Origin of the sequence: uncultured Succinivibrio sp. (assembly GCF_902756765.1) — a bacterium.
In the GTDB taxonomy this organism is placed as follows: Bacteria; Pseudomonadota; Gammaproteobacteria; order Enterobacterales; family Succinivibrionaceae; genus Succinivibrio.
Map to the genome: position 1 here is coordinate 33,819 of NZ_CACVSS010000006.1, position 25,571 is coordinate 59,389.

At 42.5% G+C, this 25,571-nt stretch carries 23 protein-coding genes; 16 read left to right on the forward strand and 7 right to left on the reverse strand.

What is annotated here, in order from left to right:
* The first annotated feature begins 44 nt into the window (after positions 1-44).
* From QZU45_RS01730 to QZU45_RS01750, 5 genes are all read left to right on the forward strand, one after another.
* Positions 45-1,025: an ABC transporter permease gene (locus QZU45_RS01730; RefSeq protein ID WP_295350863.1), complete on the forward strand. Its 981-nt coding sequence runs from the start codon at positions 45-47 to the stop codon at positions 1,023-1,025.
* 87 nt (positions 1,026-1,112) lie between these two features.
* Positions 1,113-2,558 carry an L-arabinose isomerase gene (gene araA, locus QZU45_RS01735; RefSeq protein WP_294998574.1) on the forward strand — a complete coding sequence of 482 codons (1,446 nt, stop codon included), beginning with the start codon at positions 1,113-1,115 and terminating at the stop codon, positions 2,556-2,558.
* Positions 2,559-2,862: 304 nt separating this feature from the next.
* Complete coding sequence (locus QZU45_RS01740; protein WP_295350867.1) at positions 2,863-3,837, forward strand: DctP family TRAP transporter solute-binding subunit; 975 nt, start codon at positions 2,863-2,865, stop codon at positions 3,835-3,837.
* 57 nt (positions 3,838-3,894) lie between these two features.
* Entirely contained in the window at positions 3,895-4,389 is a 495-nt protein-coding gene (locus tag QZU45_RS01745; RefSeq protein WP_295350870.1) for a TRAP transporter small permease, read from the forward strand.
* Positions 4,390-4,409: 20 nt separating this feature from the next.
* Positions 4,410-5,690, forward strand: a complete 1,281-nt coding sequence (locus tag QZU45_RS01750; RefSeq protein ID WP_074840430.1) for a TRAP transporter large permease — start codon at positions 4,410-4,412, stop codon at positions 5,688-5,690.
* A gap of 120 nt (positions 5,691-5,810) precedes the next feature.
* Here the strand turns inward: QZU45_RS01750 and QZU45_RS01755 are convergent, their stop codons facing one another.
* Complete coding sequence (locus QZU45_RS01755; protein WP_295350874.1) at positions 5,811-6,056, reverse strand: hypothetical protein; 246 nt, start codon at positions 6,054-6,056, stop codon at positions 5,811-5,813.
* Between the two features lie 183 nt (positions 6,057-6,239).
* Here QZU45_RS01755 and QZU45_RS01760 point away from each other — a divergent pair, with 183 nt between their 5' ends.
* The gene (locus tag QZU45_RS01760) at positions 6,240-7,010 is read left to right on the forward strand and encodes an endonuclease (RefSeq protein ID WP_295350877.1); all 771 of its coding nucleotides are present in this window, start codon (positions 6,240-6,242) and stop codon (positions 7,008-7,010) included.
* A 402-nt stretch (positions 7,011-7,412) separates the two neighbouring features.
* Here QZU45_RS01760 and QZU45_RS01765 read toward each other — a convergent pair whose 3' ends face one another.
* The 3 genes from QZU45_RS01765 to QZU45_RS01775 form a co-directional block, all read right to left on the reverse strand.
* Positions 7,413-8,186 carry an SDR family NAD(P)-dependent oxidoreductase gene (locus QZU45_RS01765; RefSeq protein WP_295350880.1) on the reverse strand — a complete coding sequence of 258 codons (774 nt, stop codon included), beginning with the start codon at positions 8,184-8,186 and terminating at the stop codon, positions 7,413-7,415.
* Positions 8,187-8,245: 59 nt separating this feature from the next.
* The gene (locus QZU45_RS01770; RefSeq protein WP_295350883.1) at positions 8,246-8,752 is read right to left on the reverse strand and encodes a dCMP deaminase family protein; all 507 of its coding nucleotides are present in this window, start codon (positions 8,750-8,752) and stop codon (positions 8,246-8,248) included.
* 119 nt (positions 8,753-8,871) lie between these two features.
* Positions 8,872-10,239, reverse strand: a complete 1,368-nt coding sequence (locus QZU45_RS01775) for an MFS transporter (RefSeq protein WP_295350886.1) — start codon at positions 10,237-10,239, stop codon at positions 8,872-8,874.
* Between the two features lie 217 nt (positions 10,240-10,456).
* Here QZU45_RS01775 and QZU45_RS01780 point away from each other — a divergent pair, with 217 nt between their 5' ends.
* Together QZU45_RS01780 and QZU45_RS01785 are read left to right on the forward strand one after the other, a co-directional pair.
* Positions 10,457-11,788: a family 1 glycosylhydrolase gene (locus QZU45_RS01780; RefSeq protein WP_295350889.1), complete on the forward strand. Its 1,332-nt coding sequence runs from the start codon at positions 10,457-10,459 to the stop codon at positions 11,786-11,788.
* A 410-nt stretch (positions 11,789-12,198) separates the two neighbouring features.
* On the forward strand, positions 12,199-13,248 hold the full coding sequence (locus tag QZU45_RS01785; RefSeq protein ID WP_295350892.1) for a substrate-binding domain-containing protein: 1,050 nt from the start codon (positions 12,199-12,201) through the stop codon (positions 13,246-13,248).
* Positions 13,249-13,357: 109 nt separating this feature from the next.
* Here QZU45_RS01785 and QZU45_RS01790 read toward each other — a convergent pair whose 3' ends face one another.
* Both QZU45_RS01790 and QZU45_RS01795 read right to left on the reverse strand, forming a co-directional pair.
* Positions 13,358-14,320: an aldose 1-epimerase family protein gene (locus tag QZU45_RS01790; RefSeq protein ID WP_295350894.1), complete on the reverse strand. Its 963-nt coding sequence runs from the start codon at positions 14,318-14,320 to the stop codon at positions 13,358-13,360.
* 45 nt (positions 14,321-14,365) lie between these two features.
* On the reverse strand, positions 14,366-15,538 hold the full coding sequence (locus QZU45_RS01795; RefSeq protein ID WP_295350897.1) for an ROK family transcriptional regulator: 1,173 nt from the start codon (positions 15,536-15,538) through the stop codon (positions 14,366-14,368).
* A 263-nt stretch (positions 15,539-15,801) separates the two neighbouring features.
* On the opposite strand from QZU45_RS01795, the gene QZU45_RS01800 reads away from it, so the two are divergent.
* From QZU45_RS01800 to QZU45_RS01835, 8 genes are all read left to right on the forward strand, one after another.
* Entirely contained in the window at positions 15,802-16,581 is a 780-nt protein-coding gene (locus QZU45_RS01800) for an SDR family oxidoreductase (RefSeq protein WP_074945221.1), read from the forward strand.
* 47 nt (positions 16,582-16,628) lie between these two features.
* Positions 16,629-17,657, forward strand: coding sequence for a sugar ABC transporter substrate-binding protein (locus QZU45_RS01805; RefSeq protein WP_074840453.1), 1,029 nt, complete (start codon positions 16,629-16,631; stop codon positions 17,655-17,657).
* Between the two features lie 71 nt (positions 17,658-17,728).
* Positions 17,729-19,243: a sugar ABC transporter ATP-binding protein gene (locus tag QZU45_RS01810; RefSeq protein ID WP_294998533.1), complete on the forward strand. Its 1,515-nt coding sequence runs from the start codon at positions 17,729-17,731 to the stop codon at positions 19,241-19,243.
* Positions 19,244-20,191: an ABC transporter permease gene (locus QZU45_RS01815; protein ID WP_074840457.1), complete on the forward strand. Its 948-nt coding sequence runs from the start codon at positions 19,244-19,246 to the stop codon at positions 20,189-20,191.
* A gap of 110 nt (positions 20,192-20,301) precedes the next feature.
* On the forward strand, positions 20,302-21,903 hold the full coding sequence (locus QZU45_RS01820; protein ID WP_295350904.1) for an FGGY-family carbohydrate kinase: 1,602 nt from the start codon (positions 20,302-20,304) through the stop codon (positions 21,901-21,903).
* Between the two features lie 19 nt (positions 21,904-21,922).
* Positions 21,923-22,492, forward strand: a complete 570-nt coding sequence (locus QZU45_RS01825; RefSeq protein WP_074840460.1) for a DUF6553 family protein — start codon at positions 21,923-21,925, stop codon at positions 22,490-22,492.
* A 55-nt stretch (positions 22,493-22,547) separates the two neighbouring features.
* The gene (locus tag QZU45_RS01830) at positions 22,548-23,582 is read left to right on the forward strand and encodes an alcohol dehydrogenase catalytic domain-containing protein (RefSeq protein WP_366925479.1); all 1,035 of its coding nucleotides are present in this window, start codon (positions 22,548-22,550) and stop codon (positions 23,580-23,582) included.
* A gap of 12 nt (positions 23,583-23,594) precedes the next feature.
* The gene (locus QZU45_RS01835; RefSeq protein WP_295350911.1) at positions 23,595-25,202 is read left to right on the forward strand and encodes a mannitol dehydrogenase family protein; all 1,608 of its coding nucleotides are present in this window, start codon (positions 23,595-23,597) and stop codon (positions 25,200-25,202) included.
* A gap of 82 nt (positions 25,203-25,284) precedes the next feature.
* Here the strand turns inward: QZU45_RS01835 and QZU45_RS01840 are convergent, their stop codons facing one another.
* Positions 25,285-25,500, reverse strand: coding sequence for a hypothetical protein (locus QZU45_RS01840; protein ID WP_295350913.1), 216 nt, complete (start codon positions 25,498-25,500; stop codon positions 25,285-25,287).
* Between the last annotated feature and the right edge of the window lie 71 nt (positions 25,501-25,571).

Consider the following 25,571-nt stretch of genomic DNA (forward strand, 5'->3'; position numbering starts at 1 on the left):
TTGCAAACAATACAACATTAGATATTGGTTTAAGGAGCCAGACCATGTCAGACACACTAGGAAATAAAGACCAGAATAACAACAAGAAAGAACTGGAACAGAAAAAACTTCGCAGAATGAGAATGATTCGTTCTCTACTGCCAATTGTTGGACTTTTTTTAGTATTCTTCCTGTTCAACTTCCTGACCGACGGCAAGATGATGGCAAAACTGCCACTGGCTATGTCTCAGGTATACGTAATCATGATTGCATCAATGGGCGTGTTCTTCATCATGACCATGGGCGGTCTGGACTTCTCACAGGGTTCGATTCTGGGCTTATCCGCAATCGTGGTCTGCTCACTGTCTGAGTACAGCATTCCTCTGGCAATCATCGGTGGTATTCTGACCGGTGCAGCAATCGGTGCAATCAACGGATATTTCTACGTAAACCGTAAGATCAAATCCTTCATTGTAACAATCTGTACCATGTTCCTGTTCAGAGGCTTAATCAAGTATCTGACCACTGAGGCTCCTGTTGCAGGTTCATTCGAACTGATTGAGCTGGACAGCACCGCACTTAAGGTTGGCTGTACTGCTGCAGTAGTTGCTGTTGGCTTCGTATTCTTCTGCTTCACCAAGTTCGGTACCTACCTAAAGGCTATCGGTGCTGGTGAGAAGGCTGCCAAGTTCTCAGGTATCCGTACCGACAGAATCAAGTTCCTGGTTTACGTATTATCAGGTGCTATTACCGGTTTCGCAGCATTCATTCTTTCAATCAAGAATGGTTCTGTTACCTCTTCAGGCGGTAACCAGTTAGAGACCCAGATCCTTATCGCTCTAGTTTTAGGCGGTATGCCAATCTCTGGCGGTGCTATGGCAAGATTCGGTAACTTCATCGTAGGTTCTCTGCTGTTCGTAGTTCTGAACTCAGGCCTGAACATGATCGGTTTCAGCATCCCAATGATGCAGTTAATCGAGGGTATCGTATTCTTAATCTTCGTAGCAATCTTTGCCGACAGAAAAGCAATTCACGTTATCAAGTAGCAGTTCCCCCGCATTTTATGCGGGGTGTTTTTTGGACAATAAGAATAATTTTTTTCAATCAAATTCATTTAAGGATAAACATAAATTATGGCTAAGTTATATTTCGTTGTAGGCTCACAGGATCTATACGGTGATGAGTGCTTAAAGCAGGTTGCAGCAGATGCTGCCAGAATGACCGAGTTCTTTAACAAGAAACTTCAGGGCGTTAAGGTAGAGCTTCTGCCAACCGTTGTTAACTCAGAAACCTGTATTGAAGACATGAGAAAGGTAAGCACTGATGATGACTGTATCGGTGTTATGACCTGGATGCATACTTTCTCTCCTGCAAAAATGTGGATTAAGGGTTTACAGGAGCTGCGCAAGCCTCTGATTCACCTGCACACTCAGGCAAATGAGAAGCTACCATACGACGAAATTGATATGGACTTCATGAACCTGAACCAGGCTGCCCACGGTGACCGTGAATACGGCTTTATTCTAGCCCGTCTGCGTATACCTCACCAGGTTGTTGCAGGCTACTATGAGCACCAGGACGTAATCGACAGAATTTCAAGATTCGTTGATGTTGCAAGAGCAATCAACTTCTCAAGACACCTGAAGGTTGCATCATTCGGTAACAACATGCGTGAAGTTGCAGTTACCGATGGTGATCGTGTTGAGTCTCAGATCCGTTACGGCTGGGAGTGCAACTACTTTGCTCTGGGTGATCTGGTTAAGGAAATCAATGCTGTTTCAGAAGCTGAAGTTGATACCAAGATGAATGAGTACACCTCAAAGTACACCATGAAGACCACCAACATTGCAGCAGTTCGTGAACAGGCCCGCTATGAGGTTGGTTTAGAGAAGTTCCTGTCAGCAAGAAAGCTAGGTGCATTTGCTGATACCTTCCAGGATCTGCATGGTCTAAAGCAGCTTCCAGGTATTGCAGCTCAGAATCTGATGGGCAAGGGTATCGGCTTTGGTCCTGAGGGTGACTACAAGATTTCAGCTCTGTCAGCTGTTCTGATGAACATGGCAGAAGGACGTAAAGGTGCAACTGGCTTTATCGAGGATTACACCTACGATTTAACCGAGGGCAAGGAACTTGAGCTTGCGTCTCACATGCTTGAGGTTCCTGTAACCTTCGCTGCAACCAAGCCTGAGATTGATGTTCTACCTTTAGGCATCGGCGGCAAGGAAGATCCTGCACGTCTGATCTTCGACGGTGTTGAAGGTGACGGCATTCAGGTAACCTTAGTTGATATGGGCACCCACTTTAGAATCATCTGTGCTGATATCGAGCTTGTAAAGCAGCCTAAGCCAATGCCAAAACTTCCAGTTGCAAGAATCATGTACCGTCACAAGCCAAACTTCCGTATCGGTACTGCAGGCTGGTGCTACGCCGGTGGTGCTCACCACAGCGTTGTATCAACCGCTCTGACCCGTGAGGATATCGCTCTGTTCGCCAAGTTAACAGGCACTGAGCTTATCTGCATCGGTGAGGACACCACTGAGGCTGATCTTGAGAAGATGGCTACTCAGTACTACAAATAGTTTCTAGTTTTAAGTCTTTATTGTTTTGCCTGCAGTCCATGGCTCACGTCTGCAGGCTTTTTTTTTCAAAAAACCTCCCCCAAAGTGACACACTTCAAAAATATTTTTTAGAAATTAATTCAAGTGTGAGAAAGCTATCAGATGTTATACATAAATACTTATGTTTCTTGACTAACTTCCCTCTAAATTTTAATTTTGACAACGGATGTATGTTTTATTAAACGTGCACAGGCGTCGTTTTCTGAACATATCTGAAACTTTTTAAGGTTTTTATTACGTTTTTTACAGATATAAAGGAGCTCATATGAAGTTTCGTTTTGTTGCAACCTGCATTGCAGCCTGCATGTTTTCTCTAAGTGCTGCAAATGCTGCTTCAGTAACTCTTAAACTGGGACATATCGCAGAGCCTTCAAACCCATACGGCATGGGAGCAGAGCATTTTGCAGAACTGGTTAAGAACTATTCAAACGGAGACATAGAGGTTCAGGTATTCCCTTCATCACAGCTAGGTAACCAGCGTGATCTTGTTGAAGGTCTAACCTTAGGTACTGTTGAGATGACCCTGACAGGTACCGCTGTATTAGGAAACTTTGCTCCAGAAGTTTCAGTATTCGATCTTCCTTTCCTGTTCAGAGATACCGACCACGCCTATAAGGCACTGGACACCATCGGTATGGATCTGTGCAAGAAATATGTTGAGCCAAAAGGCATGATTACACTGGCCATCTGGGAAAACGGTATCCGTCATATGACCAACAACAAGCGTCCAATCAAGACACCTAAAGACATGGAAGGTCTGAAGGTTCGTGTTATGGAACAGCCTGTTTACATTGAACTTATGAAGTCACTTAAGGCAAGCCCAACCCCAATGGCAATGAGTGAGCTATATACAGCACTTCAGAAGGGCGTTATCGACGGCCAGGAGAACCCATTAAGTCAGATTGCCACCAAGCATTTCTACGAGGTTCAGAAGTATGTTTCTCTAACAGCTCACACCTATGCACCAGAAGTTGTTCTGATCAGCAAGTTTGCCTGGGACGGCTTGAATGATTCCCAGAAGGAAATCATTTCCAAGGCAGCACTTGAGACCAAAGACTGGCAGCGTCAGCTATGCCGTGATCTTGAGGACAAGTTCGCCAAGACCATCGTAGAGGGCGGTGCTCAGATCAACGATGATGTTGATAAGCAGGCCTTCATCGATGCAACCAAGAGCGTCTGGGAACTCTATACTAAGAAATTCGGTAACGAAACCGTTGACGCAATTGTAAACGTAAAATAAAACCTACTTCCTCGCCTCAGGGCGAGGATTTTTTTAACAGAATTCAAGGATGATTTTATGCTAGCTTTATTTCAGGCATTAGAAAAATTCCTAAAGCTTCTGGTTACATTCGCCAACGGACTGATGCTGCTCCTGGTTTTCGCTCAGGTAATCACCAGATACATCTTCAGCTGGACTCCTGCCTGGGGTGAAGAGCTGGCTCGCTATCTTTTCGTTTGGGTCGTTTTCCTTTCAATGCCTCTTGTAGCCAGCTACGGCGGACACATGTGTATTGAAACCTTAACCAGTCGAGTTAGGGGCGCAACTCTTAAGTTCCTTAATATTGTCGCCGACGTATTCTCAATTGTATTCCTGGGGATAATGGTCTACTACGGCTGTATCATGGTATCAAGGACCAGCTTCCAGACCTCACCTGCTATGCAGCTCCCTATGTCATATGTATATGTGGTAATACCATTTGGCTGTGCAGTTATGCTTATCTATGTCATCGCAAATCTTATCAAGACACTGAAAACACCAGCATCAGAGATTAAGCCAAAGGGCAGTGAATAGTATAAGGAGCTTAGGAAAATATGGTTCTTTTAATCGTTTTAGTATCCTTTGCAGTAATCCTGGCTACCGGTGCCTCAATTGGTGTTGGTTTGGGTCTGGCTTCTGCAGCGGGTTTATTCTTCGGCGAACATATGCCTCCGCTTCTGGTTATCGTACAGCGTATGTTCACTTCAGTGGACTCCTTCTCCTTCATGGCAGTGCCTTTCTTCATGCTGGCTGGAGCCTTCATGTCTGACGGTGGCGTTACCAAGCGAATCGTTGATTTCTCAATGTCACTGGTAGGTTCTCTGTCAGGAGGTCTGGCACTGGTGGTATCAGTTGCAGGTATGTTCTTTGCTGCCCTGTCAGGTTCATCTGCAGCAACTACCGCAGCTATCGGTGCCTCTATGATCGATGAGATGGAAAAACGCGGATATCCTAGAGCCTTCGCAGCGGCTGTTGTGGCGGCAGGCGGTACGGTGGGTATTATTATTCCACCATCCATCACCATGGTGGTTTACGGCTCTATCGCTAACGTATCTGTTGCAGATCTGTTTATGGCAGGTTTCGCTCCTGGTATTCTGATGGGTATTACCATGTGTATCGTTTCCTGGTTCATTTCCAAGAAAAACGGATACAGCGGAGAAGGCAGCTTCTCAATTATCAAGGTAGCAAAATCATTCAAGGAGTGTTTCTGGGCACTGATGATGCCGGTTATTATTCTAGGCGGTATCTATCTGGGTCTGTTCACCCCAACTGAGGCTGCTGCAGTTGCAGCTGTCTACGGTGCAGTTGTAGGTCTGTTCATTTACAAGGAGTTAAAGTGGAGTGATCTGCCAAAAACTCTTCTAAGTGCTGCTTACAATACCACCATGATCATGTTCGTGGTTGGTGCCGCTAACCTGTTCGGCTGGATCCTGACCAACGCACATGTACCTCACATGCTGGCAGAGTTCTTTGCAAGCGTAACCGACAACAAGTTCGTATTCCTGATGATGATTAACGTTCTGTTACTGATCATCGGTACTCTGGTTAACGCTTCTGCAGCTGTTGTTATTCTTACCCCTATTCTACTGCCAGTTGCTGTCGGCATGGGAATCGATCCTATGTTCTTCGGTGTGCTGATGGTTGTTAACCTGGCTATCGGCTGTGTAACCCCACCTGTAGGTCTGGATCTGTTCGTGGTATCTTCAATTACCGGTATTTCCGTAGACAAAGTAACCGCAAAGATTCTGCCTTATCTGGCAATGTTCATTGTCGATTTACTCGTTCTGACATATTTCCCTTCAATCATCACATTCGTTCCAGATATGATGCATTAAAAGGGAAAATCTCCTCATTCCTGCACAGCTTTGTGCAGGATTTTTTTTCGCATAATCTTAATTCTCTAAAGAAAGGTATCTGCAGCTATGTGGGTGACAGCCGGCGATAGCTCGAATTGACTAGCAGGCAGTTTCTGCTTTTCTGCTTTCATTTGCTTCATCATTATCAGAGAAAAGGCAGGTAAGTTTTCTGCCTTGCTCCATAGTAAGCTCAATCAGCTTATCTTTATACGCTTCAAAGCTGATTTTACAGTCGGCACAGTCATCGAAAATCTGCTGTTCCTGAGCATTCATCGGACGGTTCAGATATACATCCAAAAAATCTCTATAACCTTCAAGAGCTTTCATTCTTTTAGCTTTATCCATTTTTTTAACCTTTTCTCCGTAATTTTACAGTCTGATCTGTTTGTGATGGATTAGACAGATAATAATGATGAAAACATAGCAAAACATTAGAATATTAAACCTGCAGTGTTCTATTGAGTTTTTGACAAAAAAATCATCTATACTCCTCTATGTTCAGTTAAAGATTCTAGATCCAGCATTATCATGAAAAAAACACTTACAGCTTTAAGTCTTATGTTTCTTATTCCATCAGCTTTTGCAAACAGCAGTGAGCCTCCAGCCAATTTTATGGAAGCAAAAAAGCAGATGGTAAAAATCTTCAACAAACTAAACAAGCCAACTACACTCTACTGCGGCTGCAGCATTGTTTTCACGAAGCGTGGCTATAAGCCCGATCTTAAAAGCTGTGGCTACGAGATTGACGAGGATTACGAAAGAGGAAACAGAATCGAGGCAGAACATATTGTTCCAGTATGGGAATTTGCCCACAGCATGAGATGCTGGACTTCAGCGCCAAAAGGAGAAGGAAGAGACAACTGCGAAAATTCGGATGAACGCTTCAACCGGATTGAAGCAGATCTGCACAATCTATATCCTGCAGTAGGTGAGGTTAATAAAAGACGAAGCAGTTATGCCTTTGTAGATAAACTCACCAACAGGGATAATCCACAGGGCTTTGGTAAGTGCCTGATGTATTTCAATAAAAGTAATTATCTTGCTGAGCCTACAGAGAGAGCAAGAGGAATTATTGCCAGAGCATATCTTTACATGTATTCCCGCTACGGTCTTCATCTTGACAGTGAGCATCTTCGTCTTTACAGAGAGTGGAATCAGAAATACAAACCAACAGACAACGAGTGCAAACGTAATTACATGATTCAGAAGATTCAGGGAAATGACAATCCGTTTGTCACTGAAAAATGCAGACTGAGGATCAAACATCCTCATTCAGGAGAAAAGAAAGAGAGTTTCTGAGAAAAAATGCTCCTCGATATTTGATTTTTCACTACTTATATACATTATTTCTTGTATAAAATATTCACATTTTATTTCTAACGTATTGAAATCCTATTTCTCAAATGCTGACGGACTTGCATATTTTTGTCATTAAAAATAAATAAAAATTTTCTTCATATTTTTTCATCTTGTTTAATCCATTAAACACCACAAAGACTAACCGTGCACATTTTGCGATAATGACATATATGTCATTATCTCGGTATTTTATGTAAATTTTAATAAAAAATTAACATATTAACGACTATAAAAAAATTCACTTTTATAAGGATTTATGAGTTTTATTGAATAAGGAGAGAATTAGGAAGATGCTGACAGATTAAAAAAAAACGTCAGCATCAGAATTATAAGAAATGATTGTTAAATTTCATTAAGGTTCAGTTTTCTGGTTACGGCAAGTCCACCATAGGTCTGACAGACAGGCATGATTTCCATGTCATTGACATTCATATGGGCAGGTGTACTCAGAAGCCAAAGCACTGTATTGGCGATATCCTCAGGACCAATTGATCTGGTATCAGTATATACAGATTCAGCCTTTGCACTGTCTCCATGGAAACGGACATTTGAGAATTCAGTGTTACCGCACAGACCAGGCTTTAAAACAGTAACTTTTACTGCTGTCTCCTTAAGATCAGTTCTAAGATTTCTGCTGAACTGCTCTACAAAGGCCTTGGTACCACCATAGACATTGCCACCTGTATAAGGCCAGCAGCCAGCTGTTGAGCCGATATTGATAATGTACCCATGATTTCTTTTTACCATCTGAGGCAGCAATGCATGGGTCATGTATAAAAGACCGTTGATGTTGGTATTAACCATAGTTTTCCATTCATCAACCTTGCAATCAAAGGCTTTATCCTGACTTAAAGCAAGGCCTGCGTTATTTACAAGCACATCAATTTTCTGAAACTCAGAAGGAAGTTTAGACAGAATTGATTCAACACTCTTCTCATCGGTTACATCCAGCTCAAAGGGATAAATGTTTGAACTCTTTGCGGCAAGAGCCTTTAGTTTCTCTGCTCTTCTGGCACAGGCCACAACCTTATAACCGTTCGTTGCCAGAAGTTCTGCTATAGCATAGCCAAAACCAGCAGAAGCACCTGTTACCAGCACTGTTTTATATAGACTCACTTTAAACTCCTCATGTTTTATCATTTATTAAAAACGGACTCAGCCTTCTGAGGAAACGGCTAACACTGTCTGGTTATTGAGCCGTCTTCATCATTGTAGTAATAGCATTCCACCTTTGCCTCAGAGAACATGGTCTTGGTGTAATGCCAGCTCTCCTGCCAGCGTTCATTGATATTGGTATCAATATATACTTTGGCGATACCTGCCTGAATAATTGCCTTGGCACATTCATGACAGACCGGAAGCGCGTGAACATATAGAGTAGCTCCTTCCACGGATGAGCCGTTGTATAAAGCATTTAAAATGGCGTTCATTTCTGCATGCACCACCAGCTTGTATTTGGTTTCACGCTGATTGTAGCGATCTTCGCTATCTATAACTCCACGAGGGAAACCGTTATATCCCTGAGATATGATCTGCCCCTTGTCTCCAACAATGATGGCACCGATTTTTGATGAAGGATCTTTAGACCAGGAGCTTACTTGCTCGGCAATTTTAAAATAACGCTGAATCCACTTGATCCTGACTGGGTGCTGTTCGTTTGATGAGACTGTATCTTCCTGCATTTTAATCTCCTAAAAATATTCTGTTTCAGCCCATACTAGCACAATTATCCAGACACAGAAATTATAGGGGATTCAAAGCGTGTGAAAACTCTCAGTAAAAATCCCAACCAATCCGATACTTATGGCTTTTGTTTTATGGCTCTGAAGCTTCTTAACAGAAACAGTGCAGAGATTAGGGTCAGAATTGCTGAAAAAGTAAAGATAATCTGCATTGCGGCTGATAACTCTCTTATATATAAGGTGGTACCTTCCTCGGAGTTAATGGCATAAAACAGTACCGAGGTAACCATGGCCATACAGAAGGCCATACCACTGTTTCTAACCAGAGCCTGCAGTCCTGAGCCCATGGCATAGAACTCACGAGGTACAGAACTCATGATGATAGTGGAGTTAGGAGCTGAGAAAAGCCCAAAGCCAAGACCGGACATGAACTGAGCCAGCGCAATCATATAAAAAGGTGTTTTAGGCTCAATAAAGCTCAGAATACAAAGAGATGAACCTGAGATCACTAGCCCAATAAAAGAAATCAGATGCGGAGAGAATCTGTCCGCAGCCTTTCCTGCAAACGGAGAAACCAGACACTGAACCACCGGCTGAATCACCAGGATTATGCCTGCCATTGAGGCCGTATAGCCGTTTATAAGCTGAAGATGCATTGACAGCAGCATGGTTATGGCAAATGTGGACAGATAATGAAACATGGAGCTTAGAAGACTTCCGTTTAAGATCCGATTCTCAAGCACCACGCTGAGTTTCAATAGAGGATTTTTTGAGGTAAGTTCTCTATAAACATAAAAAGTCAGAAGTACAATACCTGCCGCCAATAGATACAGGCCATCATGATTATTGATAAACATGGAAAGACCGGTAAAGAAGGTTACGAAACCTATAAGAGACAGTATTCCTTTAAGATAGGCGAGCTTATGTGGCTCAGGATTATCGGTTGGAATATTTCTGCATAACAGAGCCGCTGAAAAATTTCCGCAGGCACTGATAATAAACATAGACCACCAGCCAATAGTATCAGTCAGAAAACCGCCTAAAAAAGGAGCACAGGATATTCCAGCATAAACACATGCTGTAGTCATCCCGATAGCACTGCCCTTGGATTTACTGTCGATATTGTCTATAAGCAGTGCATAGGTTGTACTGAAAATAAAGGCGTTTGAAAGCCCCTGAAGAGTTCTGAAGGCAATCAGAGAATAAAAGTTTGGAGACAGAGCAATAAGCACCGAAGTTATGGCAGAGACAACTGATCCGATAACAAAACCACGTTTATGCCCTATTCTCTGAACTATGGCTATAGTTGGAACCAGAAAAGCGGTAACCGCAATCACATAGGCATTGATAACCGCAGTTATATATTCCGGAGGCACATGGAAATCAGAGGACAGAGCAGGAATTGCAATAAATATTGATGATCCCATAAAAGAGCCGCAGAAGGAATTTATACAGACGGCCAGGATCAGAAAACGGACAAAAGGCATAATGATTTAATCAGCTTACATTCTGTTTAATATTCTGTATTTTCAGAATATTCTAGCTCTATCCGGAGTAATGTTCTAGAAATGAGCTGAAATATAAACATATTTAAGAACACAAATCTTCAGATATTTGAGCAGAAACAGTTTTTGCGAGCAACGGAATACAAAAAAAGTTATATATTTGTACAGGATAGATTATTTTAATTTTCAAGGATAAGAGATGGCATTTAAATCAGATTTTATATGGGGAGCAGCATCAGCTGCTGCCCAGGTCGAAGGTGCTTATAACGAAGACGGTAAAGGATTAAGCATCTGGGACGTACTTTACGATGGGCACACCAAACACAATGATTCCCCTCATGTAGCCTGCGATCATTATCACCGTCTTGAAGAGGACGTTGAAAACATGAGGCATATTGGCCTTAAATACTACAGATTCTCTGTAAGCTGGCCAAGAATTATGCCAGAAGGTACCGGAAGTATTAATCAGAAAGGTCTGGATTTCTATAGAAAGCTTGTAGATTTACTGCTCAAGGCCGGTATTGAACCTATGATTACCCTTTATCACTGGGATCTGCCTTATGAGCTTTACAAGAAAGGCGGCTGGCAGAATGACGAATCTCCAGAATGGTTTGAACAGTATGTTAAGGTTGTTGTAGAAGCTCTATCCAACAAGGTTAAATACTGGATGACCATCAATGAGCCAAACTGTTTTATCGGTATCAGCTACTTTGGTGCTACTCATGCTCCATTCCTTCACGATAAGGATGCCCTCTATCCATGTACCAGAAATGTGCTCTTTGCCCATGCCAGAGCTGTAAAAACAATAAGAGAATATGCCAGGACCAAACCAGTAGTTGGTTTTGCTCCAACCGGTCCTATCTTTAAACCGGAAAATGATTCAAAAGAAGCAATCAGAATAGCTTATGAGAAGACCTTCTCCAATGATATCAAAGGACCATTCTCCACCGGCTGGTGGATTGATCCGGTTATCCTGGGCAAAAATCCTGTTGGTCTTGATGATTATTTCGGAAAACCACTGTTCACCTACGGAGAGCTTTTAGAGATAAAACAGCCTCTGGATTTCCTGGGATTCAATATTTATATCGCAGCAGGCCACAAGGACGGCAATAAGGCCTATGAAACCAATGAATACATCGGTTGTCCAAGAAACTCTCTTGGCTGGCCTATTGATTCTGACTGTATGTACTGGGCGATAAGATTCCTCAATGAGAGATACAATCTGCCGGTTCTTATCACAGAAAACGGCATGTGTAACAATGATTTTGTAATGCTTGACGGCAAGGTTCATGATCCTCAGCGAATTGACTACATCCACAGACATCTGCTGGCAGCAAAAAAAGCGGTTGATGAAGGATACAAACTAATCGGCTATATCTACTGGTCAATCATGGACAACTACGAATGGGCCGAGGGTTATGATCCAAGATTCGGTCTGATTTATGTGGATTACAGAACCCAGAAAAGAACTCTTAAGGACTCCGCCTACTGGTATAAGGAGGTAATTGCCTCCAATGGAGCCAACCTATAGAAATATACTTTGAGAAAATCCTACAGTGTGAACCTCCTGCCTGACTTATTCTCATCTCAGGAGGAGGTTTGCATTTCAGAAAAAAATATTCAGAAATAAATTTTCAATATTCAGATAAAATCATACTATTGTCTGAAAGTTATTTTCCTTTTAAGTAAATTGTGCACTTTATAAAAGTCAACTGTATTTTATAAAAGTGACTTTATAAAAGTCATATAAACCCCGTAAACATCAGACACAAGCCATATATTATTTTTAAAAAAAACATCATTTTCAGCTTTACATGACAAAAACTTAGCCTATAATTCAAGGTGAATTTCCTTATATACTTTTTTCTTTTATAGAAAATCGTTCCTTATGCAATGGTTAATTTATAATCGTTGCGTTGTTTGATTTGTGTATGGTGGTCTATGAAAAACCTGAAAACCGGCCTAAAACTCTTTGTGGCCTCTCTTGTTTTTACCTCTTTAACAGCTTTCAGTGCTGAGTTAACCGATTTAAGTCCTGATACTGAAGCTGACCGCATAAGCTGGATTAAGCTTGAACAGAAATACGGAAAAGCCCCTGATTTCCCAAAGGATACCTTTATAGGTGCCATTGTCAAAACCGCGAACATCCCTTTCTGGAACAGCATCAACAAAGGCTATGAGTTTATGGCTCAGAAAATGGGAGTAAAGCTTGAATCACTAGCTGCTAAAAATGAGGATGATCCTCTTGGACAGCTGGATATTGCCGAAACGCTGCTTGCCAAAAATGTTACCGCTATCTTAGCTTCACCTCAGACAGATGTGACTCTGCAGCTGCCTTTTGAGGAATCCTTAAGTGCAAAAATTCCATTTGTTAACGTTTCAGACGCAGTTGTACCTCAGACCCGTTATTTCGTAGGCGGCATGCATTACCGCAACGGTATGGATGTAGCAGAGTGGTTTTTAGAGAAATATCCACACGGCGGTGAGGTTGCAGTTATCGAAGGTCTGCCTCTGGTTTATGCAACCACCCAGCGTTCACGTGGTTTTATCAATACCCTTAAGAAGAATCATGACTTCAAGATTGTGGAAAAGGTCTGCGGCAACTGGGCTTTTGAAGATGCAAAGAAGCTTACCGAGGAAATCATTTCTAAGCATCCAAATGTCATCGGCATTTACTGTCATAACGATGTTATGGCCTTAGGTGCCGTTGAGACTTTAAAGAAGAAAAACAGACTCGGCAGTATTTCAGTTTTTGGAACTGACGGTATTTCTCCTGCCTATGAATCAATTGCAAAGGGAGAACTTACCGGAACTGTTGACTCCTTCCCTGAGGTTACCGGAGCTATTGCCGTACAGGTAGTTGCCAGAATTCTCAAAGGTCAGATGATTCCTCGTGTAGTAGTAACACCTCAGAAACTGATTACAAAGAGTAACTTCAAGACCTTCCAGAACCGAGATATTTATTACCTGATGGCAGAACTTGCAAAATAGATTTAAGCTGTTAACAGAAAGTACAGTTAAAAAGGGCCAGTGAGAAAAACTCACTGGCCTTAATTCTTCGTTGAAATGATATGCTGCAACAACGAAGAAGAACATCAGACTAGCTTAATCTTATGGTTACCTTGTAATCCAGAGACTCACCAGGTTTTACAAACTTGAGCTGACCGCGTCTGCGCATCTCGGCTCTGCCCTCTGGTAGGGTATTACCGCACTCAAGCCCCATTACATAATCACGAACGCCCATCATCTTCCACTGAACAAAATGATCAAGAGTCTTTGCATCATAAGAAATCTCAAGTTTCATTCCTGATTTAGGCTGTTCAATAGAGGCATAGCCGTTGCCATCCTTGAAGTAGTGGTAGTAGCAGCGCTCCTCATAGTGTGGAGTTGGCTTCTCAACCTTCATCCAGTTTTCAATATCTTCCTGGGCATGAGCATTACGGGCAATAACCTGGGTTGATGGAATGGTGATGATACTGTCCTCATCTAACAGAGGATAGCCCATATTCATGTGATAAAGGATACCAACCTGTTCATCCATGTCTCCGGTATTCAGAATCTTATCGGTGATGACAATGACGTTTTCCTTGGTGGATACACTGATCTTACGCTCTAAAACCAGTTTGCGGCCGAAAATAGTCTCGTCCTTAACTGTTGCATAAATATTGAGTTCATCTCCTTCTTCACGGTAATAGATGTGCTCACAAGGAGTGTTGCCGATTGATCCGTGCAGTGAAAGTTCTTCGCCCTCATCCTCATTTGGAATACCAACATTCTGAAAACCGCATGTGGTCAGGAATCCTGCAGTAAATGAATTTAACCAGTTGGCACCGATGCTGTCATAGTATGCAGGTGCAACATAACCGCAGGCTGTCATGTAGCTCAGGTTCTGTCCCTTAAAGCGAAGTCTTGAAATATCGGCACAGCGATCAGCACAGACAGTCAGATCAATACCTTTGCCGTTGTGTATTTCAAAAATACGCATTCCATCACCCTTGCCGCCGACAAGACGATGCTCTTCAACTCCAAAAAGCTGGGAAGCATGACCAATATATGGGTTCATTTAAATTACTCCTTGAAAAATGTTTATATTTTTATCTTTTAAAGCTTAATATTCTGTTATTTCTGGTTTGCAGTAGGTTGACCAGGCCTCAATAGGTCTTACCGGCTCAGGGATCTCCTCAGCAAGATATGGCAGTGCTGCACCTATGGCACAGGCATGATGTTCTACATTTGCCTTAATCACAAAGCCAGGTCTGCAGGTAAAGGTACTCCTGTTGATAATTTCACTTTCAACAAAGGCCACATCCTCAGGATTAAGCCACATAGCCAGCTCGCCGCCTAGAATGATTCGTCGCTCTAGAATCAGCCAGGCCTGATACAGACCAAAAGCAATGGTTGACAGATATTTTGACCAGCGAACCTTATATTCTTTGGATTTCTCCTCTCTTAACTTAAAGAAGAAATCAGGAATGCTCTCTCCCTCAAACAGGGTTTCAAAATTACAGTAGGTATCAATACAGCCGCGTTTTCCGCAGTAGCAGAGCTTTCCCTTGTTTGAAAAGGTCACATGGTCCCAGGAACCGGCATATCCGGAACGGCCGTGTTCAATACAGCGGCTTTTTATCAGGGAACCTCCAAGATGCTCTGACATCGCTATGTATATACCATTGGAGATCTTTCGGTTGTGCCAAAGTTCTGCTAAGGCTGCAGTTTTGACATCGTGACACAGACGGACCGGAATTGAGATATCCTTTTTAATTATTTCTAGATCAAGCTCTGAGGTATCCAGAATCTTTGAGAAAATAATCTCGGTTCCAGCCTTGTTGACCACACCCTGTATGGCAACACCGATACCGAGTATGTTGTCCAGAGGATAACCACAGGTAGAAATTGCTTCCTTAAGTAAACTGTTAAGCTTCGCGGAGTAGGCTTTCTCATTCTTATATTCGATGCCTATATTCCAGAGCTTCACCACCTCGCCTTTTAAATCACAAAGACAGATTTTCACAAAATCCTTTCTGATCTCAGCGCCAAGAGCAAGTTTTGATCTAGGAAGAAGTCTGTATGAAATTGCAGGTCTGCCTCCTGAGGAATCCATAAGTTCACCAGGACCAATCATTCCCATATTCTCAAGATCTTTCATATGACCGTTAATGGTTGGAAGACTGAAGCCTGTGAGCTCTGCAATCTGAGGTTTTGAGAGAGCCTCATGCAGGAAGAACAGACCTAATATCCTTTCCTTATTAGCTTTTTTAGGGTCTATATAATAATCGTTCACATCCACATCCTTTTTATAGCTTTCATAAAAATAATGTACCGTATAGACGGTGCAAAAAAAATCGAAAAAAGCCATAAAACATGATTTATATCTCGTTTTTTAGGGGTAATTTTATTGTTTTTTGACTTATATCAAATTACTTATATAAAGTCATATAATAAAAGTTACTTTATTAAAACAACTTTGTTAAAGTATTTTACAGGAAATTTACAAAAATAATATTCCATATTTAACAAACATACGTATTTGTAAGGAGTTTCTTCATGAATCTAGTAGATAAATTCAGACTAACAGGTAAAACCGCTTTTGTAACCGGTGGTGCCCGCGGCATTGGTAAAGCTGTATCAGAGGGCTTTGCTCAGGCAGGAGCAAATATCGTAATCGCTGATCTTGATGAGGCAGAGGCTCAGAAAACCGCTAAATTCATCAGCGAGGAGTACAAGGTAAAAAGCATTGCTGTCAAGACTGATGTAACCAATCCTGATAGCGTTAACAATCTGATAGACGTTATCGATCAGGAATTTGGAAGATTAGATATCGCATTCTGCAACGCAGGTATATGTATCAATGCAGAAGCAGACAAAATGACCTTTGAGCAGTGGTCCAAGGTTATCAATATCAACCTGACCGGTGTTTTCCTGACTGCACAGGCAGCAGGTAAGTACATGATCCGCAAGGGTATCAAGGGCTCAATCATCAATACCGCTTCAATGTCTGCTCATATCGTTAACGTTCCACAGCCACAGTGCGCATATAACGCATCAAAGGCAGGTGTAATTCAGTTAACCAAGTCTTTAGCTATTGAATGGGCAAAGCACGGTATCAGAGTTAACTCAATCAGCCCAGGCTACATCGGAACTGAACTGGTTAAAGCAAGCCCAACTCTGATTCCTCTAATCAAGACCTGGAATGAGATGGCTCCAATGCACCGCTTAGGCGAACCAGAGGAATTACAATCTGTAACCTTATATCTTGCATGTGATGCAAGCTCATTTACAACCGGTTCAGATGTAATAGTTGATGGTGCATTCACCTGTTTCTAATCTCGCTCGCAAGAGTATATAACAACAAACATACATGGAGTTTACAAATGAAAAAAACTTTATTATCAGCACTTTTCTGTGCAGCTACACTAGCATTTACAGCACCTTCATTCGCTGCAACTACCAGTGAAACACAGGGTATCCAGGCAAGTCCTGAGTTCTATGCAAAGGCAAATCTGAGTGCTTTAAAAGGCAAGAAGATCGGCATTACCATTCAGTCACTGCGTAACGCATACTGGGCTGGTGTTATGGCTGCTTTAGAAGATGTTCTAAGTGCCAACGGAGCAAAATTCACTATTGTTGAGTGCGATGACAAGTCTGCAAAGCAGGTAGCTCAGATCGAGAACTTCATCTCATCAGGCTGTGACTTCATTCTGGTTCACCCATCAGATGCAGCTGCAGTTGAAGATGCATGTGCAGAAGCAAGAAAGCAGGGCATCAAGGTAATGTGCTGGGATGATCCTATGACCAATACCGACGGTAACTGGATTCTAAACAACACCAACCTGGGTATTGCAATCGGTGAGCTGGCTGGTAACTTCATCAATGAGCACTACACCACAGACAAGAAGGCAAAGGTTGCAGTTTTAGGCTTCCCTCAGACCAAGATCCTGTTAGAGCGTGAAGAAGGTATCCGTGAGGGTATGAAGAACGTTGCTGACGGCAAGTATGAAATTGTTGCAAGTCAGGCAGCTCTACGTCCAAACGAGGCACAGACAGCAATCGAAACTATTTTACAGCGTGAACCAGACTGCAAGGTTGTTACCGGTATCGGTGCAGGTCCTATGATCGGTGCAGATGAAGCCTTACAGATCGCAACAAACGGCAAGATCCCAGAGGATATGGGTGTATTTACAACTGACGTAACCAAGCAGCAGTTACAGCACCTATCAGATCCTACCTATCCTGCTAAGGGCATCATCGGTTTTGAGGGTTCAGACGTTGATACAGCTACCAGCTGTGCAAGCATGTTCGCTTTAATTCTTGAGAACAAGCTTCCAGAGCACAACGTAATTCGTGGTGTAGCTCCTATTACCAAAGAAAATGTAGAAAAAATCAGTTCTGGCATGAAATAATAAATAACTAGCCAAACAGAAAAAAAAAGCCTTCTCATTCAAATGGGAAGGCTTGCATAAGGAGATTGGGAATGAGCGAGAACTATGTTCTGGAACTTGAACATATAAGAAAGGAATACCCAGGTGTAGTAGCCCTAAAAGACGTTACCCTCAGACTTAGAAAGGGAGAGGTATTAGGTCTTATCGGTGAGAACGGTGCAGGTAAATCCACACTGATCAAATGCTGTACCGGAGCAGAGATTCCAACATCAGGAAAAATCCGTGTCAACGGAAAAGAATTCGACAGAATGAGTCCTCAGCTTGCAGCTGAGAACGGAGTTGCAGTTATCTATCAGGAGTTCAACAACGTTGGTGAACTCTCAGCAGCAGAAAACCTATTTCTAGGCAGACCAATCCGCAAAGGAATGATAATTGACAGAGCCGCTATGGAAAGAGAAGCCCAGAAGGCCTTTGATCAGCTGCACATTAAAATCAATCCAAAAGAGCTGGTAAAGAACCTTACCGTAGGCTACCAGCAGATGATTGAGATTGCCAAGGCAATACAGCAGAACGCACAGGTTCTGATTATGGACGAGCCAAGTGCGCCTCTTACCTCAAACGAAGTTGAGAATATGTTTAAGGTAGTTGAGCTTTTAAGAAAGAAAGGCGTATCCATCATTTATATTTCACACCGTCTTGAGGAAATCTTCAGATTATCAGACAGAATCGAGGTTATCCGTGACGGTGAATACGTAACAACACTGATCACTCCTGAAGCAACCGTAGATGAACTCATCAAGCTGATGGTTGGTCGTGAGCTTACCCAGAAATATCCACCACGCAAGAGCTGCGTAAACAAGGACAAGGTGGTACTTGAACTTAAGAATGTTACCGGCAACGGAGATAAGGATATTTCTCTGAAGCTTCATGCAGGTGAGGTTTTAGGTCTGGGTGGTCTGGTAGGCGCAGGAAGAACCGAGCTTGCCGAGATTATTTTCGGCTCTAAGCCAAAAGAGTCAGGAACCATTATTTTCAACGGAAAGGAAATCAATCCTCAGTCTCCAAGAGAGGCAATTGATCTTGGAATCGCCCTGGTACCAGAAGACAGAAAACGTCATGGAGCTCTTTTAGGAATTTCCATCAAGAACAATATCAATATGCCTATTTATGAGCGTATTTCCAAACTGAGTGTAATAAACTCCAAAAAGGAAAAAGAAATTGCTCAGAAGTACCGTGAGGAAATCCAGATTAAGTGTCCTACACTGAATCAGCTGGTTAAGAATCTTTCAGGCGGTAATCAGCAGAAAGTTATTCTAGGCAAATGGCTGGCCGCTGACTGTGAACTGATTATTTTCGATGAACCAACCCGTGGTATTGACGTAGGTGCCAAATATGAAATCTACAAACTTATCAATGAGCTGGTTGAATCAGGCCGCAGTGTGCTGATGATTTCATCAGAAATGGAAGAGTTAATGGGTATGTCGGATCGCATCATCGTTCTTGCAGAAAATCGCACCACTGGCGAACTACAGAAAGATGAGTTCGACTCAGACAAGATTATGCAGTATGCATCCGGTATCACTGATGAGGCAAAGGAGTCTCGATAAATGTTAAACGCAAACTTTTTAAAACAGAACGCAATCTGGCTGGTTTTCATCGCTGAAATCATCATCTTCGCTATTGCCAGTGATGGAACCTTTATTACAGGAAGAAACATCATCAACATCTCACGTCAGGTTTCCTACTATGGAATCGCTGCAATCGGTATGACCTTCGTTATTCTGATTGCAGATATCGACCTGTCAATCGGTTCCATCATCACCCTGGTAAACGTAGTCTGTGCCTGGCTGATGGTAGCTGCTGGTGTAAACATGTGGGTTGCTGTGGCCATTTCTCTAATCATGGCTACCGGTATCGGTCTTATCAATGCAGTAATGGTGGCAGCAGTAGGTATTCCTGCTCTGATTGCAACCTTTGCATCTCAGACTGTATTTGAAGGCGTTGCCTATCTGATTTCAGGTGGTCGTCCAATTGCAGGCTTTGATTCAGACTTCGGTATCTTCGGTCGCTGGTCAGCCTTTGACTTCCTGCCAATCTGCGCAATTCTGATGATTATCTGCTTTGCACTTGGCAGCTTCATTCTGAACAAGACCTATTTCGGCCGTTACTTCTATGCTATCGGTGGTAATGAGGAAGCAGCAGAACTGTCAGGTATCCGCGTAAACCGTGTTAAGTATCTGATTTACGCATTCTCAGGCTTCTTTGCAGGCTTAGCTGGTATCGTACTGCTATCACGTGCAAACTCAGCACAGAGCACCGTAGGTAAAGGTCTTGAGTTCGACGTTATCACCTGCGTAGTACTGGGCGGTGTATCAGTATACGGTGGTGTAGGTTCCATGTCAGGTGTTATCGCAGGTGTTCTGATTATCGGCTCCCTGACCAACGGTATGATTCTGATGGACGTTAGTGAATACACCCAGATGGTGGTAAAAGGTCTGGTACTGGCTGTAGCCGTAGGTATCGACTGTATGTCCAAGAAGCGTCGCAAGAGATAAGACATAACTCAATCACAGTCCGGTACCGCGCTCTGTACCGGACTGACAAAACAAAACAGATAAGTAAAAAAAATAATAATTTTCAATCAATTAAACAAATAGGAACAAGTATGGATAAGTCAGTTGCTACAGTTATAACAGAAGGAAAGACAGCATTAGGAATTGAACTGGGCTCAACCAGAATCAAGGGTGTATTAACAGATTACGAAGGCAATGTGCTGGCAGTAGGATTTCATGAGTGGGAAAACTCTCTTGTAAACGGAATCTGGACCTATTCCCTTGAAGATGCTTTAAACGGACTTAGCGACTGCTATGCAAACCTGAAAAAAGAGGTTTCAGACAAATACCAGGTTACCTTAAAGAAAATCGGAGCCATAGGTATCAGTGCCATGATGCACGGCTACATTGCACTTGATAAGGAAGACAGACAGCTGGCCCCATTCCAGACCTGGAGAAATACCAATACAACAGCTGCAGCTGATGAACTGACAGAACTGTTTAACTACAACATTCCTTTAAGATGGTCAGTAGCTCACTTATATCAGAGACTTTTAGACAAAGAGGAACATGTTGAAAAGATAGCTTCAGTATTTACCCTAGCTGCCTGGATTCATTATAAGCTGACCGGCTGCAAGGTTATCGGAATCGGTGATGGCGCAGGTATGTTCCCTATCGATTCAGAAATTAAAGATTACGATCAGAAGATGGCAGACAAGTTTGATGCTCTGCTGTCTTCAAAGAGCTCAAAGCTTAAACTGAGAGAAGTTTTCCCTAAGATTCTGGTTGCAGGTGATGATGCAGGAAAACTAACCGCCGAGGGTTCAAAACTATTAGACAAGACAGGTGATCTTGAAGCAGGAATTCCTTTATGTCCGCCTGAGGGGGATGCTGGAACCGGCATGACAGCCACAAACAGTGTTGCCCCTCGCTTCGGTAACCTATCTGCAGGTACGAGCTCCTTTGCAATGGTGGTATTAGAGAAGCAGCTTTCCAAGGTCTACAGAGAAATTGACATGGTGGCAACACCATCAGGATTCCCTTGTGCAATGTCTCATGCCAACAACGGAACCACTGATCTGAATGCATGGATTATGATGTTCAAGGAGTTCTGTGATCTGATGGGAATCAAGGCTGATGCAGGCGAACTTTACTACAAGCTGTATAATCATGCCCTGACCGGAGATAAGGACTGCGGTGGACTTCTGTCATACGGATACTATTCAGGTGAGAATATCACCTTTATCAATGAGGGGCGTCCTCTGTTTGCCAGAATGCCTGACAGCAGATTTAACCTGGCAAACTTCATGAGAGCAAATCTCTATACCTCATTAGGTGCAGTAAAGCTGGGTATGGATATTCTGCTTAAGGATGAAGGAGTTAAGCTTGAACAGATTCTCGGTCATGGTGGTCTATTCAAGACTCCTGGAGTAATGCAGAGAATTCTGTCAGCAGCTATCAACACTCCGGTTGCAGTTATGGAGACCGCTTCAGAAGGCGGCGCCTGGGGTATTGCCCTGCTTGCAGCTTATCTTGCAGACGGCAAGAAAGATGGCAAGCTTGAGGATTTCCTCAATAACCGCATCTTTAAGAACCTCAAGGGAGAAGTAATTATGGCAACTCCTGAAGAGGTAGAAGGTTTTGAAACATTTACCCGTCATTATGTAGCAGGTCTTGAAGTTGAAAAGGCTGCTATCAAGGCCATGAACTGGTAAATGATAGAAAGGAATAAAAATGGAAGAACAGGTAAGACAGTATTTTGAAGAACTTGATCCTGAAAAAAGAAAGGCTCTTTTAGAGGAAATAGATAAGGATAAGGCAAGTTTCCGCCGTGAATTATACAAAAAACGCTTTGAATTCAGACGTAAACCTGACCGTATCGCAGATCTGTGGCTTTTCAAATGCGTCTACCTGCCAGGACTGTACCGTCGCAAGTTTTTAAAGAAAGCGACCTTAAGAGAGGTCAATCTGACCATAGATGAGTTCTTTTTAAGAGAGCAGCTTAATGACGAACAGCGTGAAGAGCTGTACCTTGAAATGCGCAATGCAGTACGCAGATACCTGTCAACCTGCAAGAGCGCAAAGTATGCATCAAGCTTCTTTGGTCTGAAAAAAGCCTCTGACGATGAAAAATTCCAGAGAACCACAGAGGATATATGGAAAATGTCCCGGGGAATAGCCCGTGTATACGGACTTGAGAAAGAACTGGCTCTGTGGTGTGACGCATGCTATGCAGAGCTTATCGCCTACGAGCCATCCTGCGAGGCAAGATTCCAGGAACTAGAAAAAGATTTCAAAAAATAAACAGGAAAAAATCCTATATAAAATAATTAGTAAGGAGTAAAAAATGAAAGACACAATGATCCAGCAGGTAATGACCGCTCCAGGAAAAATCACCTTTAGAGATGTTCCAGTACCAAAAGTAGGTCCAGATCAGGTTCTGGTAAAAATTAAGAAAATCGGTGTCTGCGGATCTGATATCCATGTTTATCACGGCTCACACCCTTATACTTCATATCCTGTAACCCAGGGTCATGAGGTTTCAGGTCAGATTGTGGCCTTAGGTGAGTACGTAAAAGATTTAAAGATTGGTCAGAAGGTTATCATTGAGCCACAGGTATTCTGCGGCAGATGCTATCCATGTCTTCACGGCAAATACAACCTGTGCGAAAAACTGAAGGTGATGGGATTCCAGACCACCGGTACCGCAAGTGAGTTCTTTGCTGTAGATTCAAGCAAGATCACCCCAATTCCAGAGGAAATGACCTACTCTGAGGGCGCAATGATGGAACCTCTGGCTGTAACAGTTCACGCAGCAAAACGCTTCCCAGACTTAAAGGGAGCAAAGGCTGTAGTATTAGGTTGCGGTCCTATCGGTATTCTTCTGATTCAGTCACTAAAGGCTCTTGGCGCTAAGGAAGTATTTGCAACAGATATTTCTGACGGCAGACTTGCTCTGGCAAAGGAATTAGGAGCCGACTACGTTGTAAACACCATGAAGGAAGACTATGCAAAGGCACTGGTAGAAGCCTTTGGTCCTGATAAGGCAGATGTAATCTACGAGTGTGCCGGCACCGATATCACCATGGACCAGGCTATTCAGAATGCAAGAAAGGGAAGTACCATCATTCTGGTTGCTGTATTCGGAAAGAAAGCAAATGTTGATCTGGCAAAACTTAATGACTCAGAGCTGGATCTGAATACCTCAATGATGTACCGTCATGAAGATTTCGTTGATGCAATCAGATTCGTAAACGAAGGCAAGATCAAGCTGAAGCCTCTTCAGAGTGCCAAGTTCGCATTTGCTGATTACAACAAGGCATACGAATATATTGATAACAATCGTGAAAGCACAATGAAAGTTTTAATCGACGTTGATCCATCCGAGGAATAAGGAAAAACTGCCATGAAACTTTCATATGCAACACTTGAGAACAAGGATTTCTGGGAAGCAAAGGGAGTAAAGCTCCCTTCCTACGACGTCCAGGAGGTTGCCCGTAAAACGATTGAATCTCCTCGCTGGGTTCATCTGGGAATAGGCAACATCTTCAGAATCTTTATCGGAGGAATTGCTGACAGACTTATCTCTGATAATCTTTTAGACAGAGGTATAACTTGTGTTGAGACCTTTGATTATGACGTTGTAGACAAGATCTACAAACCTTTTGATAATCTTGTTCTGGCAGCCACTCTGCATCAGGATGGAAAAAGAGACTTCAGCATTCTAGGCTCTCTGTGCGAGGCTCTGAAGGCAGATACCAAAGAATCTACTGCAATGAAACGTCTTGAGGAAATCTTTTGCAATAAAGAGCTGCAGCTTGTAAGCTTTACCATCACTGAAAAAGGATATGCGCTAAAGGGTGCAGATGGCAATTACCTTCCATACGTTAAAAATGATATAGAAAACGGTCCTGATAAGTGTGTCGGAGCCATGGCGATTGTAACTTCGATGCTTTACAGAAGATTCAAGGCCGGAGCCACTCCTCTTGCACTGGTGTCCATGGATAACGTTTCTCAGAATGGAAAGAAATTACGTGAAAGTGTTCTTGAAATGACCGAGAAATGGATAGAAAAAGGCTATCTTGAAAAGAATTTTCTGGCCTACGTTGGAGATGAAAAGAGAGTATCATTCCCTTGGTCAATGATTGATAAAATCACCCCTCGCCCAGGAGAGGCTCTGGCAAAAGATCTCAAGGACATGGGAATTGAGGATATGGATGTGGTTGTGACCTCGAAAAAGACCTATATCGCTCCATTTGTTAATGCCGAAGGACCTCAGTATCTGGTTATTGAAGATTCCTTCCCTAACGGAAGACCTCCTTTTGAAAAGGCCGGTGTATTCATGACTAACAGAGAGACTGTCAACAAGTCAGAACGCATGAAGGTTACAGTCTGTCTGAACCCAATTCATACCGCGCTCTGTACCTATGACTGTCTTTTAGGTTATACATTCTTTGCTGACGGTATGAAAGATCCAGAACTCTCAAAGCTGGCTAAACAGCTAGGTTATGTAGAAGGTCTGCCTGTAGTTGAAGATCCAAAGATTCTGTCTCCAAAGACATTTTTGGATGAAGTACTGAATGTTAGATTCCCTAATGCCTATATGGGAGATACCTCTGCAAGAATTGCGGTTGATATTTCTCAGATGGTTGGTATCCGTTTTGGTCATACCATCAAGGAACATATAAAAACTGACGGTACAGATAAGCTTATAGCTCTGCCTCTGGCTATCGCTGGCTGGATAAGATATCTGCTGGCAGTGGATGATGAGGGAAACAATTTTGAGTTATCCCCTGATCCTATGCTCAAAGAGCTTACAGGACTTCTGTCAGATGTAAAACTTGGGGATGCTGACTCAGTTAAAGATAATCTAAAACCAATTCTTTCAAACGAGAATATTTTTGGTTTGGATTTATATAGTACCGGACTGGGAAATAAGATCGAAACGATAGTTAGCGAATTAATTGAAGGTCCAGGAGCTGTACGCAGAACACTTAAAAAATATCTTTCTTAATCAAGTAAATTTCAATAACCTCCTCATATTTAAGGAGCTAGCATTTAGCTCCTTATTTTTTTGGCATAGCTTTTATAGATTGCTATTGGTCGTTTGAAATCTCTAAAGTAGTCAACGCTTCTTCTACACTGAAATTTTTTTTCTTAATCAAACATATTAGGTGCTTAATTGTTGCTTCTTCACTCCCTTCCTCTCGACCTTCTTCCATTTTTTGTTTCATCATGCTTTTGTAGTCAAGAATTTCCATCTCACGATTTATTAGAGCGGCGTAATTGAAGTTTTTATCCTGATCTGTCATTTGTAAACCTTATGTCTGTCTGATTCGGATTTGTTTACAACGATAACGTTATTTCAGCTTTACTTTTAAAG

Excerpts from the sequence above, each read along its gene's own strand:
- QZU45_RS01730 (WP_295350863.1), top strand. The coding sequence starts at position 45 with ATGTCAGACACACTAGGAAATAAAGACCAGAATAACAACAAGAAAGAA.
- araA (WP_294998574.1), top strand. The coding sequence starts at position 1,113 with ATGGCTAAGTTATATTTCGTTGTAGGCTCACAGGATCTATACGGTGAT.
- QZU45_RS01740 (WP_295350867.1), top strand. The coding sequence starts at position 2,863 with ATGAAGTTTCGTTTTGTTGCAACCTGCATTGCAGCCTGCATGTTTTCT.
- QZU45_RS01745 (WP_295350870.1), top strand. The coding sequence starts at position 3,895 with ATGCTAGCTTTATTTCAGGCATTAGAAAAATTCCTAAAGCTTCTGGTT.
- QZU45_RS01750 (WP_074840430.1), top strand. The coding sequence starts at position 4,410 with ATGGTTCTTTTAATCGTTTTAGTATCCTTTGCAGTAATCCTGGCTACC.
- QZU45_RS01755 (WP_295350874.1), bottom strand. The coding sequence starts at position 6,056 with ATGGATAAAGCTAAAAGAATGAAAGCTCTTGAAGGTTATAGAGATTTT.
- QZU45_RS01760 (WP_295350877.1), top strand. The coding sequence starts at position 6,240 with ATGAAAAAAACACTTACAGCTTTAAGTCTTATGTTTCTTATTCCATCA.
- QZU45_RS01770 (WP_295350883.1), bottom strand. The coding sequence starts at position 8,752 with ATGCAGGAAGATACAGTCTCATCAAACGAACAGCACCCAGTCAGGATC.
- QZU45_RS01775 (WP_295350886.1), bottom strand. The coding sequence starts at position 10,239 with ATGCCTTTTGTCCGTTTTCTGATCCTGGCCGTCTGTATAAATTCCTTC.
- QZU45_RS01780 (WP_295350889.1), top strand. The coding sequence starts at position 10,457 with ATGGCATTTAAATCAGATTTTATATGGGGAGCAGCATCAGCTGCTGCC.
- QZU45_RS01785 (WP_295350892.1), top strand. The coding sequence starts at position 12,199 with ATGAAAAACCTGAAAACCGGCCTAAAACTCTTTGTGGCCTCTCTTGTT.
- QZU45_RS01790 (WP_295350894.1), bottom strand. The coding sequence starts at position 14,320 with ATGAACCCATATATTGGTCATGCTTCCCAGCTTTTTGGAGTTGAAGAG.
- QZU45_RS01800 (WP_074945221.1), top strand. The coding sequence starts at position 15,802 with ATGAATCTAGTAGATAAATTCAGACTAACAGGTAAAACCGCTTTTGTA.
- QZU45_RS01805 (WP_074840453.1), top strand. The coding sequence starts at position 16,629 with ATGAAAAAAACTTTATTATCAGCACTTTTCTGTGCAGCTACACTAGCA.
- QZU45_RS01810 (WP_294998533.1), top strand. The coding sequence starts at position 17,729 with ATGAGCGAGAACTATGTTCTGGAACTTGAACATATAAGAAAGGAATAC.
- QZU45_RS01815 (WP_074840457.1), top strand. The coding sequence starts at position 19,244 with ATGTTAAACGCAAACTTTTTAAAACAGAACGCAATCTGGCTGGTTTTC.
- QZU45_RS01820 (WP_295350904.1), top strand. The coding sequence starts at position 20,302 with ATGGATAAGTCAGTTGCTACAGTTATAACAGAAGGAAAGACAGCATTA.
- QZU45_RS01825 (WP_074840460.1), top strand. The coding sequence starts at position 21,923 with ATGGAAGAACAGGTAAGACAGTATTTTGAAGAACTTGATCCTGAAAAA.
- QZU45_RS01830 (WP_366925479.1), top strand. The coding sequence starts at position 22,548 with ATGATCCAGCAGGTAATGACCGCTCCAGGAAAAATCACCTTTAGAGAT.
- QZU45_RS01835 (WP_295350911.1), top strand. The coding sequence starts at position 23,595 with ATGAAACTTTCATATGCAACACTTGAGAACAAGGATTTCTGGGAAGCA.
- QZU45_RS01840 (WP_295350913.1), bottom strand. The coding sequence starts at position 25,500 with ATGACAGATCAGGATAAAAACTTCAATTACGCCGCTCTAATAAATCGT.